The organism is Variovorax ginsengisoli (assembly GCF_030486595.1).
In the GTDB taxonomy this organism is placed as follows: domain Bacteria; phylum Pseudomonadota; class Gammaproteobacteria; order Burkholderiales; family Burkholderiaceae_C; genus Variovorax; species Variovorax ginsengisoli_B.
In genome coordinates this window covers 106,941-129,603 of record NZ_JAUJZH010000016.1, presented here as the reverse complement: position 1 = coordinate 129,603, position 22,663 = coordinate 106,941, and the positions used below count along the sequence as shown (strand labels likewise).

Sequence of the window (22,663 nt, the reverse complement as noted above, 5' to 3'; positions counted from 1 at the left end):
CCCACTCGCCCTGGGGCGCCGGCCGCATCGAAAATGCTTCGACCAATAAAAAACGGGCGGTTGGTACCCGCCCGTTTGGTCGTGAGCCTCGAATTATATGCCAAATGCGTTACAGAAACAGGGGTTTCTACGGCTTTTGGACCGCTTTGGCCCTTGCCGAGCGCCACCAAACCATTGCAAAAAGCAACGCTCCCGCCGTCAGGACCGCCGCGGCGACCCACAGGGGCACCGCGAACGATCCCGTGCGCTGCGCCAGCGGCGCCGCAAACAAGGGGCCAAGGATCTGGCCGACGCCGTAAGAAGCGGTCGCGTAGCCGATCAGGCCCGCCGATGCGTTCCCGCGCAGCCGGCGCGCATCCCGCATTGCAAAAAGGGTGATGGCGGTGAAAGGCATGCCCAGCAGCAGGCTGCCGAGGCCGAAACCCCAGATCGTCGGCCAGGCCACCGAGAGCACGACGCCGACGGCCTGCAGCGCATAGGCGCCGGCCAGCAGCAGCCGGTTGTCCCAGTGGGGCGGCGCCCGGGCGCCGATCAGCGCGCCCGGCACGATGGCCAACCCGAACAGCGGCCAGAAGAAGTCCGGCCAGGGCGAACCCGGCAGCGCCTGGCGGGCGATCACCGGCAGGAAAGTCGCGGTGATGATGTAGCCGAAGCCCGCCAGCCCGTAGAGCCCGACCAGCCAGCGCGCGTCGCTGCGCGCGGCCGCCGATGCGCTGGCCGACGGCGGGGCCGCCGCGGGCGCCAGGGCCCCGGCGTCGGCGTGTTCGCCGTCGCCGAAGATGCGCCAGATGGCTGCGATCAGCACCAGCGACAGCAATCCGAAGCCGATCCAGCCGGCCTCGGAGCCCCAGCGTCCGAGTGCACCGCCCAGCAGGCCGGTGGCGGCGATGCCGATGCCGGGGCCGGTGTAAATCACGCCGGCGAGCGCCGGCGCGCCGGTCTCCGCCAGCCGCCGCAGGCCCCAGCCGGAGGCGAAGACGAAGGTCCAGGCACTCATCACGCCGGCCGCGGTCCGCAGCACGCCCCAGGCGCTGAAGCCCTGCAGCAGGCCCATGCCGAGCAGCAGCACGGCGGTGGCCACCAGGCCGCCGCGCACCATGTGCGCGGGCTTGGCCCGGATCGCGGCGCAGCTCAGCGCGCCCAGGAAATAACCGAGGTAGTTGAGCGAAGCCAGCACGCCGCCGGCCTGCAGGTCGAGCTTGCCCTCGTGCAGCATGACCGGCAGCATCGGCGTGAAGGCGAAACGCCCCAGGCCCATGGCCACCGCCAGCGTCACCATGCAGGCCAGCGCCGCGCGCCAGGCCGCGCGCCTGTCGTAGATAGACATGACGATTTTTTCTAGTCAGTTGGGGACAGAGCAAGAACTGCTGCGCAGTTTCTTGGTCTGTCCCGCAAGGTTTCAGGTTGCAGCTGCCGCCACCAGCTTCTGCGTATAGGGATGGACGGGCGCATCGAGCACGCGTCCGACCGGACCCGATTCGAGGATCGCGCCGTCCTTCATGACGATGACCTGGTGCGCCATGGCGCGGATCACCTCGACGTCGTGGGTGATCAGCAGGTAGCTCAGCCCGCGCTCGCGCTGCAGCCGCTGCAGCAGGCCCAGCACCTGCTTCTGGATCGTGACGTCGAGGGCGCTGGTCGGCTCGTCGAGCACCAGCAGCTTGGGCTCGACGATCAAGGCCCGCGCGATCGCCAGGCGCTGCCGCTGGCCGCCGGAGAATTCGTGCGGATAGCGCTCGAGCAGGGCCGGGAACTGGTCCTCGGTCAGGCCGACGTCGGCCAGCGCCGCGAGCGAGCGCGCGCGGCGCGCGCGGACGTCGAGTTCAGGCGCGTGCACCGTCAGGCCTTCGCCGACGATCTGCTCGACCGTCATGCGCGGCGACAGGGACGAGAACGGGTCCTGGAAGACGACCTGCATCAGGCGCCGCAGGCCACGGTCGCTAGCCCCGCCCGCGGCCCATTGCCGGCCGGCGACGTCGAGTTGCCCCTGGTGCTTCAGCAGCCCGAGCGCCGCCAGCGCCAGCGTCGACTTGCCCGAGCCGGACTCGCCGACCACGCCCAGGGTCTGGCCCGGTGCGATGCGGAAGTCGGCGCCCTGGACCGCGACGAACTCGCCCTTGGTGAACCATCCCTTGATGCCGGGCCGCGGCACCGGGTAGATCACGCGCAGCCCGCTGGCCGCGACCACCGGCAGCGCCGCCGGATCGACCGGCACGGGCGCCACGTCGCGCGTCGGGCGGCTGTCGATCAGCCGGCGCGTGTAGGGATGCCGCGGTGCGCCGAAGACCGTCGCCACGGGGCCGTGCTCGACCAGATGGCCGTTCTCCATCACCGCCACCCGGTCGGCGAATCGCCGCACCAGGTTCAGGTCGTGGGTGATCAGCAGCACCGCCATGCCGTGCTGGCGCTGGAGGTCGGCCAGCAGGTCGAGGATCTGCCCGCGCACCGTGACGTCGAGCGCGGTGGTCGGCTCGTCGGCCAGCAGCAGCCGCGGCTTGCAGGCCAGGGCCATCGCGATCATCGCGCGCTGGCGCTGGCCGCCCGAGAGCTGGTGCGGGAACGCCCTCGCCCGCCGCGCCGGTTCCGGAATGCCGGTGTCGGCCAGCAGTTGCACCGCTGCCTCGTGCGCCGCCTGCGCCGACAAGCCCTGGTGCAGCTCGAGCACTTCCGCGATCTGGTCGCCGACCGCGTAGAGCGCATTGAGCGCGGTCATGGGCTCCTGGAAGATCATCGCGATCTCCTTGCCGCGGATGCCGCGCAGCGTGCGTTCGGGCAGCGACAGCAGATCGCGCGCCGCCGCGCCCGCTTTGTCGTGCTCGAAGCGCGCCGTGCCGGAGATGTCGGCGTTCTGCACCAGCCGCAGCAGGCTCAGCGCGGTGACTGTCTTGCCCGAGCCCGACTCGCCGACCAGCGCCAGCTTCTCGCCTGGCGCGATGTCGAAGTCGATGCCGTGCACGACTTCCTTGTCGCCGAAGGCGACGCGCAGGCCCTGGACTTTCAGCAATGCCGGGGTCATTGAGGTGCCCCTGGCCCTGCCAACGATCCACTCTTGTGCGGAGATTTTTTCGTTACTACAATAAATTCTTGTTCACCGTCGTCGAGACCCCCACGTTCCGACGCCTCGCGGACGAAATATGGGACGAGGAAGAGCGGATGGACTTCGTCACATGGATAGCCGCAAATGCCGAGGCCGGTGACGTCATCAAGGGAGCCGGCGGCCTGCGGAAAGTGCGCTGGACGTGTTCTGGGATGGGCAAGCGTGGCGGAGCCCGCGTGATCTATTTCGTCCGCAATGACAAAGGAGATCTTGTTCTGCTGCTCGTCTACGTGAAGGCAAAGTTCGACAACATCCCTATCGATACTCTCAGGAAGCTCAAGGAGGCCATCGGTGCCTAAGGCCAAAGTTCCGGAAGCGGCGCAGTTCGAACGCGATCTGCTCCAGTCCATCGAAGAAATGAAGCGCGGCGAGTCGGCCGCGATCCATACGCCCGCGCAGATCGCAGCGCGCAAGCGGGGTCGCCCTGCCGGCAGCGTGAAGCCGAATGCAAAGGTGTCGACCACCATCCGGCTGTCACCCGAAGTGCTGGCGTTCTTTCGCGCAGCGGGCGATGGCTGGCAATCGCGCGTGGATGGAGCGCTCAAGGAGTATGTAGCGCAGCACTCGCGCAAGTAATTCATTGGTCGGCCTTCCGCGGATCGAGCGCATCGCGCAAGGCATCGCCCATGAAGGTCAGCAGCATCAAGGTGACCACCAGCACGCCGAAGGTCGACATCGAGATCCACCAGGCGTCGATGTTGGCCTTGCCCTGGCTCAGCAGTTCGCCGAGCGAAGGCGTGCCCGGCGGCACGCCGAGGCCGAGGAAGTCGAGCGAGGTCAGCGCCAGGATGGCGGCGCTCATGCGAAACGGCAGGAAGGTGACGACCGGCGTCATGCTGTTGGGGAGGATGTGCTTCCACATGATCTGCAGGTTGCCGACGCCGAGGGCGCGCGCGGCGCGCACGTAGTCCATCTGCCGGTTGCGCAGGAACTCGGCCCGCACGTAGTCCGACAGGCCCATCCAGCCGAACAGGCTGAGCAGGATCAGCAGCAGCGCGACGCTGGGCGCGAAGACGGCACTGAAGATGATCAGCAGGTACAGCTCGGGCATCGAGCCCCAGATCTCGATGAAGCGCTGGAAGGCCAGGTCGGTCTTGCCGGCGAAGAAGCCCTGGACCGCGCCCGTGACGATGCCCAGCACGGTGCCGATCGCCGTCAGCGCCAGCGCGAACAGCACGCTGACCCGGAAACCGTAGATCAGCTGCGCCAGCAGGTCCCGGCCACGGTCGTCGCTGCCCAGCAGGTTCTGGGCCGAAGGCGCCGCCGGATTGGGGGACTTGGCGAAGTAGTTGAGCGTCTTGGGCCCGTAGGGATTCGGCGCGTAGACCGCCCAGTTGCCGCCCGAGGTGATCCGCTCGCGGATGAACGGGTCGAGGTAGTCGGCCGGGGTCTCGAAGTCGCCGCCGAAAGTTTTCTCGGAATAGTCGCGCAGCACCGGAAAGTAGGTCTGGCCGTCGTAGCGCACCACCAGCGGCTTGTCGGTGGAGAGCAGCTCGGCGAACAGGCTGAGCACCACCAGCAGCGTGAACAGGACGAGGCTCCAGTAGCCGATGCGGTTGCGCCTGAAGCGCAGCCAGGCGCGGCGCCCGGGCGACACGGTGACGCCGCCGCTAGTCAAACTTAACCCTCGGATCCACCATCACGTAGCAGAGATCGCTGATCAGCTTGGTCAGCAGGCCGATCAATGTGAACAAATAGAGCGTGCCCAGCACCACCGGATAGTCGCGGCGGATCACGCTCTCGTAGCTCAGCAGGCCCAGGCCGTCGAGCGAGAACAAGGTCTCGATCAGCAGCGAGCCCGTGAAGAAGGCGCCGATGAAGGCCGCCGGGAAACCGGTGACGATCGGGATCAGCGCGTTGCGGAAGACGTGCTTCCACAGCACGTCGCGTTCGCTCAGCCCCTTGGCGCGCGCGGTCAGCACGTACTGCTTGCGGATCTCCTCGAGGAAGGAGTTCTTGGTCAGCATGGCCGTGACCGCGAAGCTGCCGAGCACCATCGCCGTCACCGGCAGCGCGATGTGCCAGAGGTAGTCGACGATCCGCGCGCCCCACCCCATCGATTCCCAATTCGGCGAGGTCAGGCCGCGCAGCGGGAACCACTGCAGCTGGCCGCCGAAGATCACGAGCAGCGCGACGCCGAGCACGAAGCCAGGGATCGCATAGCCGACCAACACCACCAGCGTGGTCAGGAAGTCGAAGCGGGTGCCGGCCCGCACCGCCTTCGCGACGCCCAGAGGCACGGCGATCAGGTAGCTGATGAAGAAGGTCCAGAGCCCGAGGCTGATCGACACCGGCATCTTTTCCTTGACCAGGTCCCAGACCGCCTTGCGCTGGTAGAAGCTGGTGCCGAGGTCGAAGCGCGCATAGGACTTCAGCATCTGCCAGAAGCGCGCCAACGGCGGCTTGTCGAAGCCGTAGAGCTGCTTGATCTCCTCGATGCGCTGCGGATCGAGCCCTTGCCGGCCACGGTAGCCCGCACCGCTCGTGGCCGCGCGCTCGCCGCCGGAATCGCGCCCCTGCAGCTGGGACACCATCTGCTCGACCGGGCCGCCCGGCACGAACTGGATCACGACGAAAGTCAGCAGCAGCACGCCGAACAGCGTGGGCACCATCAGCAGCAGGCGTTTGAGGATGTAGCTGGCCATGGCCTTCCTATTTGTTGGCGGGCGATGCCCACCAGGTGCTCATGGCCCAGCCATCCGCATCGTAGTAGGGCGGAATCACGTCGGGCAGGACGAAGGGCTTCGGACGGTAGCCGATCAGGAACGCACCGCCGTAGTACTGCGGGATCGAGTAGTAGCCATGCGACAGCACGCGGTCCAGGGCCCGCATCGCGGCACTGAGCTCGGGCCGGGTCGTGGCGCTCACGACCTTCTGCACCAGCGCGTCGACGGCGGGGTCGGAAATGCCCCAGATGTTGCGCGACCCCGGCGTGGTGGCCGCCTCGGAGCCGAACAACTCGAGCAGTTCGCCGCCGGGCGCCGTACTGCCCGGCAGCCGCACGGTCGTCATCTCGAAATCGAAGTTGTCCATGCGCTGCTGGGCGAGCGAAAAATCGACCGTGCGGAAGGTCATCTGGATGCCGAGCTTCTGCAGCGCGGTCTGGAACGGCGTCGCGACGCGGATCAGCGACGGCTGGTCGTTCAGGAACTCGATCGTAAACGGTTCGCCCTTGTCGTTGCGCAAGGCGCCGTCGCGGTAGGTCCATCCGGCCTGCGCGAGCAAGTCGCGTGCCTTTCGCAGGTTGTCGCGCAGGCTGCCCGGCGGCGCCGTGCTCGGCGACACCACGGCCGGACCGAAGACCTCGGGCCGCAGCTTGTCGCGCAAGGGTTCGAGGAGCGCCAGTTCTTCGGGCGACGGCAGGCCTTCGGCATGGAACTCGCTGTTCGGGAAATAGCCCTCGACCCGCTTGTACAGCCCATAGAACAGCTGCCGGTTGAGCCATTCGAAGTCCACCGCCAGCCCGATCGCCTGGCGCACCCGGATGTCCTTGAACTTCGGATTGCGCGCATTGAACACGTAGCCCTGGAAATCGCCAGGATTCTTGTTCTCGAAGGCCCGCTTCACGATCTCGCCCGAATCGAACTGCTTGCCCTTGTACTGCCGCGCCCAGTTGCGCGAAGTGAACTCGCGCATGTAGTCGAACTCGCCGGCCTTGAGTCCTTCGAACTTGGCGGTCTCGTCCAGGTAGATGCGGTAGGTCACACGATCGAAATTGAAGAAGCCCTTGCGCACCGGCAGGTCGGCGCCCCAGTAGTTCGGATCGCGGGTGTAGGTGATGTCCCGTCCCATGCGCGGGTTGACCAGCTTGTAGGGGCCCGAGCCGATCGGCACGTCGGTGGTGATCTGGTCGAAAGGCTTGCCGCCGCCCCAGGCCCGGCTGAACACCGGCATGCCGCCGACCACCAGCGGCAACTCGGGGTTGGGGTTCTTGAAATCGAAGCGCACGGTGCGTTCGCCGACCGCCGTGACGCCTTTGACTTCGGCGTAGATCGTCTTGAACTGGGGGGCCGCCAGCTTGCCGGTGAGCGTCGTGAACGAATGGACCACGTCGGCCGCCAGCACCGGGCTGCCGTCGTTGAAGCGGGCCTTGGGGTTGATCCTGAAGGTGGCCGATTTCTTGTCGGCAGCCACCTCGACATCGTCGGCGAGGAGGCCGTAGGCCGTCGTCGGCTCCTCCGAATTGCCAGTCAGCAGGCTCTCGAACATCAGGCCGCCGATGCCGAACGGCGCCGTGCCCTTGAGCGTGAAAGGATTGAACTTGTCGAAGTTGGTCGGCCGCGTCGGCGGCACCATGCGGATCTCCCCGCCCTTGGGGGCCTGGGGATTGACGTAGTCGAAATGGGTGAAGCCCGGCGGGTACTTGATGTCGCCGAACTGGGCGTAGGCATGCGCCGCCCAGGTGGGACCGACCCACAACGCCAACACGAAAAGAAGCCAGGCTCGCATGCGAGAATTCTGCCCAAGATTTACACGAGGTCGTCCCATGGGCTTTCTTTCCGGCAAAAAACTTCTGATCACGGGCGTTCTGAGCAACCGCTCGATCGCCTACGGCATCGCCAGGGCCTGTCACGCGCAAGGCGCTGAACTGGCCTTCAGCTACGTGGGCGAGCGCTTCAAGGACCGGATCACCGAGTTCGCGGCCGATTTCGGCTCCAAGCTGGTGTTCGACTGCGATGTCGGCGACGACGCCCAGATCGAGAAGCTGTTCGCCGACCTGGCGCAGACCTGGCCCACCTTCGACGGCTTCGTCCACAGCATCGGCTTCGCGCCGCGCGAGGCCATCGCCGGCGACTTCCTCGAGGGCCTGTCGCGCGAAGGCTTCAAGATCGCGCACGACATCAGCGCCTACAGCTTTCCGGCGATGGCCAAGGCGGCCCTGCCCTATCTCAACGACAAGTCGGCCCTTCTCACGCTGACCTACCTGGGCGCCATCCGTGCGCTGCCCAACTACAACACCATGGGCCTGGCCAAGGCCTCGCTCGAGGCCTCGGTGCGCTACCTGGCCGAGTCGCTGGGCCCCAAGGGCATGCGCGTCAACGGCATCAGCGCCGGCCCGATCAAGACGCTGGCGGCCAGCGGCATCAAGGACTTCGGCAAGCTCTTGTCGGCGATCTCCAAGGTGGCGCCGATGCGCCGCAACGTGACCATCGACGAGGTCGGCAACGTGGCCGCCTTCCTGCTGAGCGACCTGGCCAGCGGCGTGACCGCCGAGATCACCTACGTCGACGGCGGCTTCAGCCAGGTCGTGGGCGGCGTGTCGGAAGGCTAGCGGGAGTTCGGGCCCGGAGACGCAAGATGGATCGACGGGCTTTCGTTCTCGCGGCGCTGGCTTTGCTGGCGCCCGCGGCAATGGCCGGCAAGGCGCCGCCGTTGATGCTGGCCGAGGTGTACCGCCGCGGCTTGCCGCTGGCGGACTACTGGGTCAGCGAGAAATACGACGGTGTCCGTGGCTACTGGGACGGCAAGCAGCTGTGGACCCGCGGCGGCGAGCGGATCGCGGCCCCGGCCTGGTTCACCGCGGCACTGCCGGCAATCCCGATGGATGGCGAGCTGTGGGCGGGTCGTGGCCGCTTCGCCCACGCGGTCTCGACCGCGCGCAGCGACAAGCCGGTCGATGCCGCCTGGCGCGAGATGCGCTTCATGGTGTTCGACCTGCCCGCGTCGCCCGGCGACTTCACGACCCGGCTCGCGGCCTTGCGCAAGCTGCTGCCGATCACCGAGGCGCCCTGGATCGTGGCGGTACCGCAACTGCGCGCGACCACCGACGAAGACCTGCAGGCGCTGCTCGACAAGACGGTGCGCATGGGCGGCGAAGGCCTGATGCTGCACCGCGGCGGGTCGCTCTACCGCGCCGAACGCAACAACGACCTGGTCAAGGTCAAGCCCTTCGAGGACGCCGATGCGCGGGTCGTTTCCTATGTGCCGGGCCGCGGCAAGCATGCGGGCCGGATGGGCGCGATGTGGGTCGAGACCGAGGACGGCAAGCGCTTCAAGCTCGGCACCGGCTTCAGCGACGCCGAACGCGAGAAGCCGCCGGCGATCGGCAGTTGGGTGAGCTACCGCTACAACGGCACCAACCCGAGCGGGCTGCCGCGCTTCGCGCGTTTCTTGCGCGAGCGCCCGGACCTGGGCGACTGAGCTCAGGGCGAGAGGCCCTGTCCCAGCCTGGCTTCGATGGCGTCCAGCACTGGCAGCAGGTCGGCCACGCTGTCGACCACGTAGTGCGCGCCCGAGGCCTTCAGCCTGGCCGTGGCCGCGGCACGCAGTTCCTGCTGCCGGCCGGGGTCGAGGGCCTGCCAGTCGGCCAGCGGCAGGCCGACCGCGTTGCCGCTGACGGCCAGCCCGACGGTCCAGGTGCCGGCGTTCACGCCCTCTTCGATGCCGACGCCGGTGTCGTCCACCTTGACGACCGTGGACGGCGGCCAGACGCCGAGATCGGCGAAGGTGCGATACATCATCAACGGGCTCGGCCGGCCCGCGGCGAGGTCGCCGGCGCACACCAGGTTGTCAGGCACGTAGCCGCCGGCGGCCGCGATCGGGGTCACGATGTCCATGATCGGGCGGTTGTAGCCGGTGGTCGAACCGATCCTCAGGCCGCGCGCGCGCAGGGTGTCGACCACCTCGACGGCGCCCGGGATGAAGTCGGCGAAGTCGGCCACGATGGCCGCATTCATCGGCGTGAAGATCTCGTAGAGCCGGTCGACGTCGGCATCGCTGAAAGGCTTGCCGTGGCGTTCGGCCCATTGGGCCGCGACATGCGGCAGCGAACCCAGCGCCTTGATGTGGTCCCACTTGGCGACGCCCATCGGCCCGCGTGCATCCTCGATCGTGATCGCGATGTCGAACTGGCTGAACAGTTTCACGAAGGCGCCCATCGGGGCGCAGGAGCCGAAATCGATGATGGTGCCGGCCCAGTCGAAGACGACGGCGCGGAGGCTGGATGCGGAAGAAGTCATGGTCTCTTTTGTTTCGGCGAATGGCCTACCAGCGCGCGAACACGTCCTCGGCGATGCCGAAGGCGGTACTGGCGCCGGTGCCGCTGGTGACCAGCACCAGCCGCGTGGCATCGTCAGGGGCGTCGATCAGGCAATCGGTGCTGGCCGACGAGGGATAGAGTCCGACCCAGCGTTCGCTCACGCGGGCCTGCCGGAGCTGCAGCGCGCGATGCAGGTGTTCGAGGATCAGCTCGTCGACACGCTGGTCGGCAAAGGGTCCGGGCGCGGCGCCATAGTGGTGCGAATCGCCGACCACCAGCGAGCCGTCGGCGCTCTGCACCACGATCAGGTGGATGCCGCTGGCGAGCGACTCGGCCTCCTCCCGGCGAAACTGCTCGAGCAGGGCGGCCGCGGCCGGCAGCTTGCTGTAGCCGTGATAGCGCACCAGGCTCAGGTCGGCCATCACCGAGCCGGGCAGCCTGAAGCCCGGCTCGGGCTGCACCCGCAGCATGTGCAACTGGCACAGCTGCAGCCCGTGCGGCGCCAATCGCTCGGCGAACAGGCCGTTGAGATCGGTGTTGGTGCAGACTGCGACCCGCTCGCCGTGCAGCACGGCGCGCGCGGTGCGAACGCGCGGCGCCGCCACTTCCAGGACGGCCTCGCCGAAACGGAACACCACGCCCATGGCCTCGGCCAGCCAGCGCGCCATCAGCCCGATCGCGGTGCGCGACTCGACCCGCATCTCGTGCGGGCTATAGAGCACGCCGTGGGCGCCGTCGAGGCGCAGCACCGGCGCCCGCAAGGCCGCCTCGGCGACCTCGAGCAGCTCGCAGCCCTCGCCCATCGGCGTGGCCATGAACTCCTTCAGGACTTCCAGCGCCTGCGGCCGGAAGGCCGTCAGCCAGAGCCCGTGGTGCAGGGCCTCGATGCCCGCAGCAGGGGCGATCTCGCCCCAGATCTCGCGCGCCCGCCGGGCCCGGCGCCAGGTGTCGCCGGCGCCCTGCCCGGTCACGGTGATGAAGCCGAAATTGCGAATCGAGGCGCCGACGCAGGCCGCGTCGCGCTCGACCACGCAGACCTTGAGTCCGCGCCGCGCGGCGGTGTAGGCGTGGGCCAGGCCGACGATGCCGGCGCCGACGACCACGAGGTCGAAATGGGTGGAGGTGTCTGTCATGGAGCCTTCGTGGATGCGCTCAGCGCGCAGGCGCGCGCCAAGCCTGGGTGCGCCGATCGACGAGTCTGCCAAGCGCGAAATACAGCAATGTGACAAGCGTCGACGCGGCGGTCGGAGATCTGGAATCCGATATTGCAAATCGTAGACAATCTGCAAGGTGTGACCTACGATCGAAGCATGTCCCCGACGCTCTCGACCCGGGATGCCATCGCACAACTGCGGGGCAACTCGCTCGCCAACCTGGTGCAGGCCGAGATCGAACGCATGATCCTGGACGGCGAGATCGGCCCCGGTGAAAAGCTCACCGAAGCCGCGTTGGCCGACCCGCTCGGGGTTTCTCGCGGGCCCGTGCGCGAGGCCTTCCGGATGCTCGAGGAGGCCGGGCTGGTGCGCACCGAGAAGAACCGCGGCGTCTTCGTGCGCGACGTACCGATCGAGGAAGCACTCGAGATCTTCGAGGTCCGTGCCGCCATGGACCTGTATGTCGGGCGCAAGCTCGCCCAGACTCTCCGGCCGGCCGAGGTGCGCGAGCTGCGCCAGCTTGCCGATGCGATGGACCGCTCGGCCAAGGCCGGCAACGCGCCCGACTACCATCGGGTCAACCTGCAGTTCCACGATCGGCTGCTGGCCCTGGCGGGCAATGCCAAGCTGGTCGCCACCTACCGCAAGTTGATCAAGGAGCTGTCGCTGTTCCGGCGCAAGAACCTCACCGGCGAATCGATGATCGTCTCTGCACGCGAGCACCGCCAGATCGTCAAGGCGATCGCCGCGGGCGATGCCGAGGCCGCGGGCCGGGCGATGTACCAGCACGTGATGAACAGCCGCGAACGCACCCTGCGCAACCACGAGAAGAGCAAGATCCCAGCTTGAGGAAACCCTGTGGCATTGAACCTGGAAGATATCGAGACCCTGTTCGCGCGCCGTGGCGGCGAGCAGTACAGCGGCGAGCCGGTCACCCAGCTCGAGCATGCGCTGCAGACCGCGCTGCGTGCCGAACGCGACGGCGCCGACGACGAACTGGTCACGGCGGCGCTGCTGCACGACCTTGGCCACCTGCTCAACGAGCAGGGTGAATCGCCCAGCCTGCGCGGCATCGACGACCTGCACCAGTACTACGCCCTGCCCTTCCTGCGCGGCGTGTTCAGCGACCGGGTGCTGACGCCGATCCAGTGGCACGTGGATGCCAAGCGCTACCTCTGCGCCACCCGCGAGCACTACTGGGCCGGCCTGTCGGCCGACTCGAAGCGCAGCCTCGAACTGCAGGGCGGCGTCTTCTCCGCCGACCAGGCCGAGCGCTTCATCGGCCAGCCCCATGCCGCCGAGGCGGTCCGGCTGCGCTTGTGGGACGACCTCGCCAAGGAAGCCGACTGCCCCACGCCGCCGCTCGCGCACTTCCTGGCGCGCGCGCAGCGCTGCATGCTCAAGTGACGCTGGGCGCCTCGATCGTCGGCGCCGTGCTGTTCGGCGCGCTGCTGCATGCGGGCTGGAACGCGCTCATCAAGTCGGGCGGCGACAAGTCGCTCGACACCGCGCTGATCCATAGCCTGGGCTTCTTCATCTCCGTTCCGCTGCTGTATCACACCGGCCTGCCGGCGCCGGCCGCCTGGCCCTACATGGCGGCCTCGCTGGTGATCCATCTCGGCTACTACATCGCGCTCGCCGGAGCCTACAAGCACGGCGACCTCGGGCTCACCTATCCGGTGATGCGCGGCTGCGCGCCGCTGCTGGTGGCGATGGGCAGCCTGCCCTTCATCGGTGAAGGCATCTCGCTGGCGGGCTGGGCCGGCGTGGTCGTGATCTGCGCCGGCGTGGTGACCTTGGGCCTGTCGCGCTCGGCGCTGCGCGACAGCGACGAAAGGCAGCGCCGCAAGGCGCTCGGCTTCGCGCTGGCGAACGCCGCGATCATCGCGCTCTACACCGTGGTCGACGGCATCGGCGTGCGCGCCTCGGGCGACGCCCTCGCCTACGTGGCCGGCCTGTTCGTGTTCGACGGCCTGCCCTACCTGCTGCTGGTGCTGTGGCGGCGCCCGGGCCGGCGGCGCGCCGCGCTGGCCTACATGGCGGGGCGCTGGAAGATCGCGCTGGTCGGCACGGCGGCGTCGCTGGGCAGCTACGGCATCGCGCTGTGGGCGATGACCCAGGCGCCGGTCGCCGTCGTCGCGGCGCTGCGCGAGACCTCGGTGCTGTTCGCCGCGGTCATCGGCACCCTCTTCCTGCGCGAGCCCTTCGGCTGGCAGCGTGCCATCGGCACCGTGGTCATCGTCGCGGGCGTGATGACTTTGCGGCTGGCTTGACGCTGGCCACCACCACCGGCGGCTCGGCCCGCACGCAGTCGGCGTAGTAGCGCTTCTTGCCGGTCGTCTCGTCGATGCGCCCGACCAGCCCGTGGATGTCGGTCTCGAAGCCCGGGCATTCGGTGTTGAACTCGCGCGCGAACTTGAGGTAGTCGACGATCTTCTTGTTGAAGACCTCGCCCGGGATCAGCAACGGAATGCCCGGCGGGTACGGCGTGATCAGGCTGGTCGTGATGCGGCCTTCGAGATGGTCGATCTCGACCCGCTCGGTCTTGCGGTGCGCGATGTGGGCGAAGGCATCGCTCGGCTTCATCGCCGGCGTCAGGTCGCTCAGGTACATCTCGGTGGTCAGGCGCGCGACGTCGAAGCGCGCATAGAGCTCGTGGATGTGGTGGCACAGGTCGCGCAGGCCGAGACGCTCGTACTTGGGATGCGCCTGGCAGAACTCCGGCATGATCCGCCACATCGGCTGGTTGCGCGCGTAGTCGTCCTTGAACTGCTGCAGCGCCGTCAACAGCGTGTTCCAGCGGCCCTTGGTGATGCCGATCGTGAACATGATGAAGAAGCTGTAGAGCCCGGTCTTCTCGACGATCACGCCGTGCTCGGCCAGGAACTTGGTGACGATGCTGGCCGGGATGCCGGTCTTGGCGAACTTGCCGTTGAGATCGAGCCCCGGAGTCACGATGGTCGACTTGATCGGGTCGAGCATGTTGAAGCCGTCCGCCAGCTTGCCGAAGCCGTGCCACTTGGCGGTGCGCGACTCGCCCTTGATGATCCAGTCGTCGGCGCGGCCGATGCCCTCGTCGACCAGCTTCTCGGGGCCCCAGACCTTGAACCACCACTCGTCCTTGCCGAACTCGGCCTCGACCTTGCGCATGGCGCGGCGGAAGTCGAGCGCCTCGAGGATGCTCTCCTCGACCAGCGCGGTGCCGCCGGGCGGCTCCATCATCGCGGCGGCGACGTCGCAGCTGGCGATGATCGCGTACTGCGGGCTGGTCGACGAATGCATCAGGTAGGCCTCGTTGAACAGGTCGCGGTCGAGCGCCCGGTTCTGCGAATCCTGGACCAGCACGTGGCTGGCCTGGCTGATGCCGGCCAAGAGCTTGTGCGTCGACTGGGTCGCGAACACCAGCGAGTCCCGCGGCCGGACCCGGCGCTTGCCCATCGCGTGGTAGGCGCCGTAGAACGGGTGGAAGGCCGCGTGCGGCAGCCAGGCCTCGTCGAAGTGCAGCGTGTCGACGTAGCCGTCGAGCATGTTCTTGATGGTCTCGGTGTTGTAGATCACGCCGTCGTAGGTCGACTGCGTGAGCGTCATCACGCGCGGCTTGACCTTGTTGGCGTCGACGTGCGAGAGCAGCGGGTTGGCTGCGATCTTGGCCTTGATCGCCGCCGGCTCGAACTCGCTCTTCGGGATCGGGCCGATGATGCCGAAGTGGTTGCGCGTCGGCTTCATGAAGACCGGAATCGCGCCGGTCATGATGATCGCGTGCAGGATCGACTTGTGGCAGTTGCGGTCGACCACCACCACGTCGTCCGGCGCCACGGTGTGGTGCCAGACCATCTTGTTGCTGGTGCTGGTGCCGTTGGTGACGAAGAAGCAGTGGTCGGCGTTGAAGATCCGCGCCGCGTTGCGCTCGCTGGCGGCCACCGGGCCGGTGTGGTCGAGCAACTGGCCGAGTTCCTCGACCGCGTTGCAGACGTCGGCGCGCAGCATGTTCTCGCCGAAGAACTGGTGGAACATCTGGCCCACCGGGCTCTTCAGGAAGGCGACGCCGCCCGAGTGGCCGGGGCAGTGCCACGAGTACGAACCGTCTTCGGCGTAGTCGATCAGCGCCTTGAAGAACGGCGGCTGCACGCCTTCCAGATAGCTCTTCGCTTCCCGAATGATGTGGCGCGCCACGAACTCCGGCGTGTCCTCGAACATGTGGATGAAGCCATGCAGCTCGCGCAGGATGTCGTTCGGGATGTGGCGCGAGGTCTTCGTCTCGCCGTAGATGTAGATCGGCACGTCGGCGTTCTTGCGCCGCACTTCGCCGATGAAGCTGCGCAGGCTCAGCACCGCCGGGTCGAGGTCCGGGCCGACCGTGAACTCCTCGTCGTCGATCGACAGGATGAAGGCGCTGGCGCGGCTTTGCTGCTGCGCGAACTGGCTGAGGTCGCCGTAGCTGGTGACGCCCAGCACCTCGAAGCCTTCGCTCTCGAAGGCCTGCGCCAGGGCGCGAATACCCAGGCCCGACGTGTTCTCGGAGCGGAAGTCCTCGTCGATGATGACGATGGGAAAGCGGAATTTCATGGGGCAGGGCTCCGGACTGGCAAATAGGCGCGAAGTGTACGGAATTCAGATGAAGGATCCGGTCAGCCGGCCGGAGAAGTTGACGACCGGCCCTGCGCGCCCGCGCCCGGCGCCCCCTTCCGCGGCCGAAACCGCCCTCTGTCACTGCTACAATCTAAGGCTCGGAGCGGTGGATGAGCGGTTTAAGTCGCACGCCTGGAAAGCGTGTGAGGGTTAATAGCCCTCCGCGGGTTCGAATCCCGCCTGCTCCGCCAGAAAAATCGTCTCCGGCAGCCTCCAACTGCCCTTCACATCGAAATGGATACGTCCTGAAAGCCCCGCATGCCGGGGCTTTTTTGTGCCTGGACCTCGGGCGAGCGACTCCGTCCGCTTTCTCCTACGCCATCGCAAGCCCTGTGGCCATGACCGCGGTGCCGCGGCCGGCTAGCCTTGCAGATTGGCACTCGCAAGATCCGGCATGGCGCAACTCACCTACCTCGTCGAAGACAACCGGACCATCCGAGACAACCTGATTCCGGCACTCGAAGACCTGGCCGGCGCGCGCGTGCTCGGCATGGCCGAGACCGAAACCGACGCCGCCGCCTGGCTCGCGGCCCATGCCGACGAGTGGCAACTTCTGATCGTGGACCTGTTCCTCAAGGAAGGCTCCGGCCTGGGCGTGCTCAAGGCATGCCTCGACCGGCGGGCCGCGCAGCGCGCGGTGGTGCTGAGCAACTTCGTCAGCGCAGACATCCGTGCCCGCTGCATGGCGCTCGGTGCCGACGCGGTGTTCGACAAGTCCAGGGATCTCGAGGCCTTCTTCGAGTACTGCACCCAATCGGGTGCTGCCTGATCGCGTCCAAGAAAAAAGGGGCCCGAAGGCCCCCTTTTCGTTGCGAGCGCGAAGCGCTCAGCGCACCACGGCGATCTGCGTGCGCGCACCGTTCTTGTAGGTGTAGAGCGTCAGCGCGCCGTTCTTGATGTCGCCCTTTTCGTCGAAGGCGATGGGGCCGGTCAGGCCGTTGTACTGGACCTTGCCGACTTCGGGCAGGTACTTCTCGGGATCGGCCGAGCCGGCCTTGGCCATCGCAGCCGCGAGCACCTGCACGGCGTCGTAGACGTACGGTGCATAGATCTGCACATCGACGCCGTTCTTTTCCTTGAACTTGGTCTTCCAGGCTTCCAGCGGCGCCTTGAAGTCGCCGTCCACGCCGCCGGCTTCGGCACAGACCACCATGTCTTCGCCGATCGCGTCGCCGGCCAGCTTGGCCAGCTCGCCGGTGCACAGGCCGTCGCCGCCCATGAACTTGACGTTCATGCCGAGTTGCTTGACCTGTTTGAGCATCGGGCCGCCGACGGCGTCCATGCCGCCGAAGAACAGGATGTCGGGCTGGGCGCCCTTCAGCTTGGTCAGGATGGCGTTGAAGTCGGTCGACTTGTCGGTCGTGAACTCGTGGCCGACGATGGTGCCGCCGGCGGCCTTGGCGGCCTTCTCGAATTCTTCGGCGACGCCCTGGCCGTAGGCCGTGCGGTCGTCGATCACGGCGATGTTCTTGCCCTTCAGCGTCTCGACGGCGTACTTGCCGAGCGTGCCGCCCAGTTGCGTGTCGTCAGCCACCACGCGGAACGTGGTCTTGAAGCCCTGGCGGGTGTACTTGGGGTTGGTCGCCGACGGCGAGATCTGCGGAATGCCAGCGTCGCTGTAGAGCTTGGATGCCGGGATGGTGGTGCCGGAATTCAGGTGGCCAACGACGCCGTTGACCTTGCTGTCGACCAGCTTCTGGGCCACGGCCGTGCCTTGCTTCGGATCGGCTGCGTCGTCTTCGGCGAGCAGTTCGAACTTGGCGACCTTGTCGCCGATCTTCATGCCCTTGGCATTGAGGTCCTCGATCGCCATGCGAGCGCCGAATTCGTTGTCCTTGCCGAGGTGGGCGATGGCGCCGCTGGTGGGAGCGACGTGGCCGATCTTGACGACCAGGGCATCGGCCGGGGGTGCGGCGGGAGCGGGAGCGGCTGCGGTCGGTGCAGGCGCCGCGGGCGCCGCGGCTTCTTCCTTCTTGCCACAGGCCACGAGCGCGAGAGCGGCCAGGGCGACAGCAGTCCATTTCAATTGCATGGGAAACCTCCAGAACATTGATGAAGTGAGAGTTGAAAACCGGTCTTTGGATCCGGGCACAACCCTTGAGCAAGTATCGCGCCGCGGATGCGCAGCGCCCCCGCGCTTTTCGACCCGGCGCGCAGTTTAGCCCAAGGTTTCGCGTCCGAATGCTGGCGTAGACCCGGGGTTGTCCGAAAGCTCGCGGGCCAGCGCTTCGCTCACCAAAGCACGCAAAACGGCCTCGATTTCACGGCGCAGACCGGGGATCATCGTGTCGAGGTGCTGCTGAACGGCAGCTGACACGGCATCGCTCACGCGCTCTTCGAGCGACAGGTCGACGCGCTGCAGCACGCGGTGCAGCAATTGCTCTTCGAGGCGGAAGGCCTCGGCCTCGGACAGCTTGGCCTCGGGACTCAGCGCGACGGCCTGCGAGGGCTCGGTCACGGCCGCCTGCGCAGCCACGGATGCGGTCGGCGCCTCGGCGGCCGCCTCCTGCGGCGCCGGCTCGAGCACCGTCGTCAAGGTGGGCACGAAGCGCGGCGGCGTACGGGGCGTACCGGTCACAGGGCAACCTCCGTGCTTCGCACTGCGGTGCGAGCCTCCTTCGGAACGGCCGGGCGGGGGCTCATGTGTTGGCCCCCCCCGCGTAGGCATAGGTGCGGATCGCGTAGCCTCGGTCCTTGTAATGACGCCACCGGGCGCGACCGGCCTGGCGGTCGGCGTCGTCGCTGCCGACGATGTCGATCAGCCGCTCGAAGCGCTCGAAACGCGCGGGCAGCTCGGCGCCGAGATTGACGAGGATCGGCCGGTCGGGCAGCGCGGTGGCGGCGCTGTCCACCAGCACCACAGGCGAACGCTCGACGATGGAAGGCGCATCGTCGCCGCGGCAGTGGGCGACGAAATCGGTCGGCGAGAGCGTCCACAAGGCCGTGTCGATCGCCTCCAGCAGGGCCGCGTCCGCCACTACCACAAGCCGCGCGCCATGGGCGCTCACCGCCTTGCGCAGCAGCCGGCAGGCGTAGCCCACCTTGTCGGGCATGTTGTAGTGGCCGTCGATCTCGGTCACTTGCGCGACCGCGGCTTGGCGGCCTTCGGCGTCCAGGCGGGCGCCGCCTTGGCGCCCTGTGCCAGCAGATAGCTCAGCAGCAGGCCCACCGGCCGGCCGGTGGACCCCTTGGCGGCACCGCTCTTCCAGGCCGTGCCGGCGATGTCCAGGTGCGCCCAGGGGTAGTCGCCCGCGAAGCGCTGCAGGAACTTGGCCGCCGTGACGGCACCGCCCGCGCGTCCGGCCACGTTGGCGACGTCCGCGAAATGGGTCTTGAGACCTTCGGCGTAGTCGTCGTCGAGCGGCATCCGCCAGCAGCGATCCTGCGACGCCTCGCCGGCCGCCTCGAGGGCGCCGGCCAACGCGTCGTCGCTCGAGAAGAGCCCGCTGCGCACGCCGCCCAGGGCCACCACGCAGGCCCCGGTGAGGGTGGCGATGTCGATCACCGCCGCCGGCGCGAAGCGCTTGGCATAGGTCAGCGCATCGCACAGGATCAGGCGCCCCTCGGCGTCGGTGTTGAGCACCTCGATGGTCTGGCCGCTCATGCTGGTGACGACGTCGCCCGGCTTGATCGCCCGGCCGTCGTTCATGTTCTCGCACGAGGGCACCAGCCCGACCACGTTGATCGGAGGCTGGATGTCGCCGAGGGCACGGAACACGCCCAGCACGCTGGCGGCGCCGCACATGTCGAACTTCATTTCGTCCATTTCGGCGGCCGGCTTGAGCGAGACGCCGCCGGTGTCGAAGGTGATGCCCTTGCCGACCAGCACCACGGGCGCCTGGTCCTTGGCGGCCCCGTGGTAGCGCAGCACGATGAAGCGCAGCGGCTCGGCCGACCCTTGCGACACGGCGGCAAAGGCGCCCATGCCGAGCTTGGCCACTTCCTTCGGGCCCAGCACTTCGCACTTCACGTTCGGCAGCTCGGCCAGCTTCTTCGCGGCATCGGCCAGCATCGTGGGCGTGCAGTAGTTGCCGGGGCGGTTGCCCCATTCCTTGGCCAGTTCGACCCCGGCAACCGTCGCAGTGGCCTGGTCGAAGGCCTCGCGCAGCGCGGCCGCGTCCGGCACGCCAACGGTCAACTGGCGGATCGTGCGCGGCTCGGGCTTGGACTTGGTCTCGGTGTAGACATAGCTGGCGTCGGCCGAGGCCAGCACCGCGCTGCCCAGGCTGGCCGCGTCGGGCGCGCCGGCGAAGACGATCGCCACCCGCTTCGGGCTCGCGCCCTTGGCGGCGTTGACCGCCGCCAGGACCGCGGTCCGGACCGCAGGCGCGCCGCCGTCCCCCACGGCCGCCAGCAGCACGCGCGCCGCCGCGATGCCGGCCGGCCGATACAGCGCGAGCAGCTTGCCCGCCTTGTCGGGCAGGTCGCCGGCCTTGCGGGCCTCGGCTGCCAGGGTGGAGAGCGCATCTTTGGCGCTGCTGGTTCCGGCGGCCACCAGCACGACGAGGACATCGGCTTTCTCGGTGGCGGCCTGGGCGATGGAGAGGGTCTTGAGTTGAAAGTCCATAATCCTTTTTTTCCCTCGACGATGTTATTCCATTCCTCTCTACGCAAGGAGCTGTCGCGCAGCTTCGGCGCCACGCTGGTGGTGCTGGTCACCATCGTGATGACGATGATGCTGATCCGCACCCTCGGACTGGCGGCCAAGGGCAGCGTGAATCCCTCCGAGGTCTTCCTCGTGATGACCTACACCGTGCTCGGCTACATGCCGACCATCCTCAGCCTCTGCCTGTTCATTTCGATCGTCGGCACGCTGTCGCGCATGTACCGCGACAGCGAGATGGTGATCTGGTTCTCGAGCGGGCGCGGTCTGGCGGAGTTCCTGCGCCCGCTGTTCGGCTTCGCCTGGCCGATCCTGCTGCTGATCGCCCTGTTCTCCCTGGTCGGCTGGCCCTGGGCCAATTCGCAGACCCAGAACATGCGCGAGCGCTACGAGCGGCGCAGCGACATCGAGCGGGTCGCGCCCGGTGAGTTCCGCGAATCGGCCGGCCGGCTGCGGGTCTTCTTCATCGACAAGGACGCCCCGGACAGCGCCACCGCCAGCAACGTGTTCATCTCGTCGATCGAGCGCAACCTGCGCATCGTGACCTCGGCGCGCAGCGGCCGCATGGAGGACCTGGACGGCATCCGCTACCTGATGCTGAGCAACGGCCAGCGCATCGAGGAGCCGCTGCAGCCGACCGGCATCAAGATCAGCGAATTCGAGACCTACGGCGCCCGGGTCGGCGGCCGTTCGGGCGACCCGCTGGACGTGATGCCGGTGCGCGCCCGCACCACGCTGGCCCTGCTGCGCGAGCCGAATCCGGTCAACCGCGCCGAGCTCGCCTGGCGCATCGGCCTGCTGTTCGCGGGCGCCAATTTCGTGCTGCTGGCGCTGGCGCTGTCGAGCGTCAATCCGCGCGTCGGCCGCAGCGGCAACCTGCTGTTCGCGCTGTTCGCCTTCGTCCTCTACTTCAACCTGCTCAATCTCGGCCAGAGCTGGGTCGGGGCGGGGCGCTTCGGCGTCGGCGGCTTCCTGCTCGCACTGCACGGCGGCGTCCTGGTGCTGGGCCTGCTCTGGCTCGCCAAGCGACATTTCAACTGGGGCTTCCCGACGCGCCGCGTCCCGGCGCAGCCTGCAACCACATCGAACGCGTGAAAACCATCCGCCGCCTGATCTACGCGGAGGTGCTGAAGTCGGTCGCCTTCGTCGCCCTGGGCTTCCTGAGCCTGTTCTTCTTCTTCGACTTCGTCGACGAGCTGCAGTCCATCGCCAGTCCCGATTCACTCGGCTACGGCGCGCCCCAGGCGCTCCTCTACGTGGCGCTGCTGATTCCCAGCCATCTCTACGAACTGCTGCCGATCGCGGTGCTGATCGGCACCATCTTCGTCATGGCCCGGCTGGCTCAGAGCTCCGAATTCACGATCCTTCGCACCAGCGGCCTCGGCCCCTGGCGGGCCCTGCGCACGCTGCTGCTGCTCGGGGCCGCCTTCGTGGTGCTGACCTTCGCGGTCGGCGACTACGTGGCGCCCGTGACGGACCGCGCGGCCCAGTTGCTCAAGGCCCGCTACCAGGGTCCGCTCGCGCTGATCGGCAACACCGGCGCCTGGCTCAAGGAGCGCCAGGGCGACACCTCCTTCGCGGTCAACGTGGTGTCGATGGGGCGCAACGGCATCCTGAAGGATCCCCGGATCCTCGAGTTCGACGGCCAGGGCTTCCTGGTCTCGCAAACCTCCGCGCCCGGCGCAACGGTCGACCGCGGCCACTGGACCCTGATCAACGCCGAGCGCCAGCTGTATGAAACGCGGGGCCCCGGGGCCCCGCGCATCGTCCGCACCACGGTGCCGGTGCTCGAGTGGCCGACTTCGCTGAGCAACGAGATGGTGTCGGTCGCGCTGCTGCGCCCCGAGCGCATGCGCACGCTGGACCTGTTCGACTACATCCGCCACCTCGACGCCAACGGCCAGACCGCGCAGCGCTACGAGATCGAGTTCTGGCGCAAGGTCTTCTATCCCCTGTCCTGCCTGGTGATGATCGTGCTGGCCCTGCCCTTCGCCTACCTGCACTTCCGGCAGGCCGGCATCGCCACCTACATGTTTGGCGGAGTGATGATCGGAATCAGCTTCTTCCTGTTGAACAACGTCTTCGGCTACCTGGGCAACCTCGGCAACTGGTGGCCATGGATCACGGCGGCGGCACCCGGCCTGATCTATTCCGTGATGTCGCTCGGCGCCTTCACCTGGCTGGTGCTGAGACGCTAGCGA

General features: G+C 67.6%; 22 protein-coding genes and 1 tRNA gene. 11 read left to right on the top strand and 12 right to left on the bottom strand.

Going from position 1 to position 22,663, the window contains the following annotated elements; translation table 11 throughout:
* Nucleotides 1–127: 127 nt before the first annotated feature.
* Both QZH52_RS21645 and QZH52_RS21640 read right to left on the bottom strand, forming a co-directional pair.
* Complete coding sequence (locus QZH52_RS21645; protein ID WP_301812656.1) at nucleotides 128–1,327, bottom strand: YbfB/YjiJ family MFS transporter; 1,200 nt, start codon at nucleotides 1,325–1,327, stop codon at nucleotides 128–130.
* Nucleotides 1,328–1,399: 72 nt separating this feature from the next.
* Nucleotides 1,400–3,016 carry an ABC transporter ATP-binding protein gene (locus QZH52_RS21640; RefSeq protein WP_301812655.1) on the bottom strand — a complete coding sequence of 539 codons (1,617 nt, stop codon included), beginning with the start codon at nucleotides 3,014–3,016 and terminating at the stop codon, nucleotides 1,400–1,402.
* Nucleotides 3,017–3,084: 68 nt separating this feature from the next.
* On the opposite strand from QZH52_RS21640, the gene QZH52_RS21635 reads away from it, so the two are divergent.
* Together QZH52_RS21635 and QZH52_RS21630 are read left to right on the top strand one after the other, a co-directional pair.
* Nucleotides 3,085–3,396, top strand: coding sequence for a transcriptional regulator (locus QZH52_RS21635; protein ID WP_301812654.1), 312 nt, complete (start codon nucleotides 3,085–3,087; stop codon nucleotides 3,394–3,396).
* On the top strand, nucleotides 3,389–3,673 hold the full coding sequence (locus QZH52_RS21630) for a BrnA antitoxin family protein (RefSeq protein WP_301812653.1): 285 nt from the start codon (nucleotides 3,389–3,391) through the stop codon (nucleotides 3,671–3,673). The genes QZH52_RS21635 and QZH52_RS21630 overlap by 8 nt, the downstream gene beginning before the upstream one ends.
* Before the next feature lies 1 nt (nucleotide 3,674).
* Here the strand turns inward: QZH52_RS21630 and QZH52_RS21625 are convergent, their stop codons facing one another.
* The 3 genes from QZH52_RS21625 to QZH52_RS21615 are packed head-to-tail and all read right to left on the bottom strand — an operon-like array spanning nucleotide 3,675 to nucleotide 7,546.
* Entirely contained in the window at nucleotides 3,675–4,715 is a 1,041-nt protein-coding gene (locus tag QZH52_RS21625; protein ID WP_286529057.1) for an ABC transporter permease, read from the bottom strand.
* On the bottom strand, nucleotides 4,708–5,742 hold the full coding sequence (locus QZH52_RS21620) for a microcin C ABC transporter permease YejB (RefSeq protein WP_286531824.1): 1,035 nt from the start codon (nucleotides 5,740–5,742) through the stop codon (nucleotides 4,708–4,710). The genes QZH52_RS21625 and QZH52_RS21620 overlap by 8 nt, the downstream gene beginning before the upstream one ends.
* A 7-nt stretch (nucleotides 5,743–5,749) precedes the next feature.
* The gene (locus QZH52_RS21615; protein WP_301812652.1) at nucleotides 5,750–7,546 is read right to left on the bottom strand and encodes an extracellular solute-binding protein; all 1,797 of its coding nucleotides are present in this window, start codon (nucleotides 7,544–7,546) and stop codon (nucleotides 5,750–5,752) included.
* Nucleotides 7,547–7,583: 37 nt separating this feature from the next.
* Between QZH52_RS21615 and fabI the strand changes: the two genes are divergently transcribed.
* Together fabI and QZH52_RS21605 are read left to right on the top strand one after the other, a co-directional pair.
* Nucleotides 7,584–8,369, top strand: a complete 786-nt coding sequence (gene fabI / locus QZH52_RS21610) for an enoyl-ACP reductase FabI (RefSeq protein ID WP_301812651.1) — start codon at nucleotides 7,584–7,586, stop codon at nucleotides 8,367–8,369.
* A 26-nt stretch (nucleotides 8,370–8,395) separates the two neighbouring features.
* Entirely contained in the window at nucleotides 8,396–9,238 is an 843-nt protein-coding gene (locus QZH52_RS21605) for a DNA ligase (RefSeq protein ID WP_301812650.1), read from the top strand.
* Between the two features lie 2 nt (nucleotides 9,239–9,240).
* Here the strand turns inward: QZH52_RS21605 and phnX are convergent, their stop codons facing one another.
* Complete coding sequence (phnX, locus tag QZH52_RS21600) at nucleotides 9,241–10,056, bottom strand: phosphonoacetaldehyde hydrolase (RefSeq protein WP_301812649.1); 816 nt, start codon at nucleotides 10,054–10,056, stop codon at nucleotides 9,241–9,243.
* Nucleotides 10,057–10,081: 25 nt separating this feature from the next.
* Entirely contained in the window at nucleotides 10,082–11,209 is a 1,128-nt protein-coding gene (locus tag QZH52_RS21595) for a TIGR03364 family FAD-dependent oxidoreductase (protein WP_301812648.1), read from the bottom strand.
* A gap of 177 nt (nucleotides 11,210–11,386) precedes the next feature.
* On the opposite strand from QZH52_RS21595, the gene QZH52_RS21590 reads away from it, so the two are divergent.
* The 3 genes from QZH52_RS21590 to QZH52_RS21580 are packed head-to-tail and all read left to right on the top strand — an operon-like array spanning nucleotide 11,387 to nucleotide 13,503.
* Nucleotides 11,387–12,079: a phosphonate utilization associated transcriptional regulator gene (locus QZH52_RS21590; RefSeq protein WP_301812647.1), complete on the top strand. Its 693-nt coding sequence runs from the start codon at nucleotides 11,387–11,389 to the stop codon at nucleotides 12,077–12,079.
* Between the two features lie 9 nt (nucleotides 12,080–12,088).
* Entirely contained in the window at nucleotides 12,089–12,637 is a 549-nt protein-coding gene (locus QZH52_RS21585; RefSeq protein ID WP_301812646.1) for a phosphonate degradation HD-domain oxygenase, read from the top strand.
* On the top strand, nucleotides 12,634–13,503 hold the full coding sequence (locus tag QZH52_RS21580) for an EamA family transporter (RefSeq protein ID WP_301812645.1): 870 nt from the start codon (nucleotides 12,634–12,636) through the stop codon (nucleotides 13,501–13,503). The genes QZH52_RS21585 and QZH52_RS21580 overlap by 4 nt, the downstream gene beginning before the upstream one ends.
* Here the strand turns inward: QZH52_RS21580 and QZH52_RS21575 are convergent.
* A complete protein-coding gene (locus tag QZH52_RS21575) occupies nucleotides 13,466–15,796 on the bottom strand; it encodes an arginine/lysine/ornithine decarboxylase (RefSeq protein WP_286531817.1) in 2,331 nt (776 codons plus the stop codon). The two genes, QZH52_RS21580 and QZH52_RS21575, sit on opposite strands and share 38 nt — an antisense overlap.
* 163 nt (nucleotides 15,797–15,959) lie before the next feature.
* Here QZH52_RS21575 and QZH52_RS21570 point away from each other — a divergent pair.
* Together QZH52_RS21570 and QZH52_RS21565 are read left to right on the top strand one after the other, a co-directional pair.
* A tRNA-Ser gene (locus tag QZH52_RS21570) sits at nucleotides 15,960–16,050 on the top strand.
* Nucleotides 16,051–16,253: 203 nt separating this feature from the next.
* Nucleotides 16,254–16,628 (top strand): response regulator, encoded by a 375-nt coding sequence (locus QZH52_RS21565; protein ID WP_301812644.1) that lies wholly within the window; start codon nucleotides 16,254–16,256, stop codon nucleotides 16,626–16,628.
* A 57-nt stretch (nucleotides 16,629–16,685) separates the two neighbouring features.
* Here the strand turns inward: QZH52_RS21565 and QZH52_RS21560 are convergent, their stop codons facing one another.
* The 4 genes from QZH52_RS21560 to QZH52_RS21545 all read right to left on the bottom strand — a co-directional run bounded on the left by QZH52_RS21560 (nucleotide 16,686) and on the right by QZH52_RS21545 (nucleotide 20,426).
* Entirely contained in the window at nucleotides 16,686–17,891 is a 1,206-nt protein-coding gene (locus QZH52_RS21560; protein WP_301812643.1) for a branched-chain amino acid ABC transporter substrate-binding protein, read from the bottom strand.
* A 126-nt stretch (nucleotides 17,892–18,017) separates the two neighbouring features.
* Entirely contained in the window at nucleotides 18,018–18,386 is a 369-nt protein-coding gene (locus tag QZH52_RS21555) for a hypothetical protein (RefSeq protein ID WP_301812703.1), read from the bottom strand.
* A gap of 112 nt (nucleotides 18,387–18,498) precedes the next feature.
* Nucleotides 18,499–18,939, bottom strand: coding sequence for a DNA polymerase III subunit chi (locus tag QZH52_RS21550; protein ID WP_301812642.1), 441 nt, complete (start codon nucleotides 18,937–18,939; stop codon nucleotides 18,499–18,501).
* Nucleotides 18,936–20,426 (bottom strand): leucyl aminopeptidase, encoded by a 1,491-nt coding sequence (locus QZH52_RS21545; RefSeq protein WP_301812641.1) that lies wholly within the window; start codon nucleotides 20,424–20,426, stop codon nucleotides 18,936–18,938. Before QZH52_RS21545 ends, QZH52_RS21550 begins: the two co-directional genes overlap by 4 nt.
* Before the next feature lie 21 nt (nucleotides 20,427–20,447).
* Here QZH52_RS21545 and lptF point away from each other — a divergent pair, with 21 nt between their 5' ends.
* Both lptF and lptG read left to right on the top strand, forming a co-directional pair.
* Entirely contained in the window at nucleotides 20,448–21,557 is a 1,110-nt protein-coding gene (lptF, locus tag QZH52_RS21540; RefSeq protein WP_301812640.1) for an LPS export ABC transporter permease LptF, read from the top strand.
* Nucleotides 21,554–22,660, top strand: coding sequence for an LPS export ABC transporter permease LptG (gene lptG, locus QZH52_RS21535; protein ID WP_301812639.1), 1,107 nt, complete (start codon nucleotides 21,554–21,556; stop codon nucleotides 22,658–22,660). Before lptF ends, lptG begins: the two co-directional genes overlap by 4 nt.
* Nucleotides 22,661–22,663: the final 3 nt, after the last annotated feature.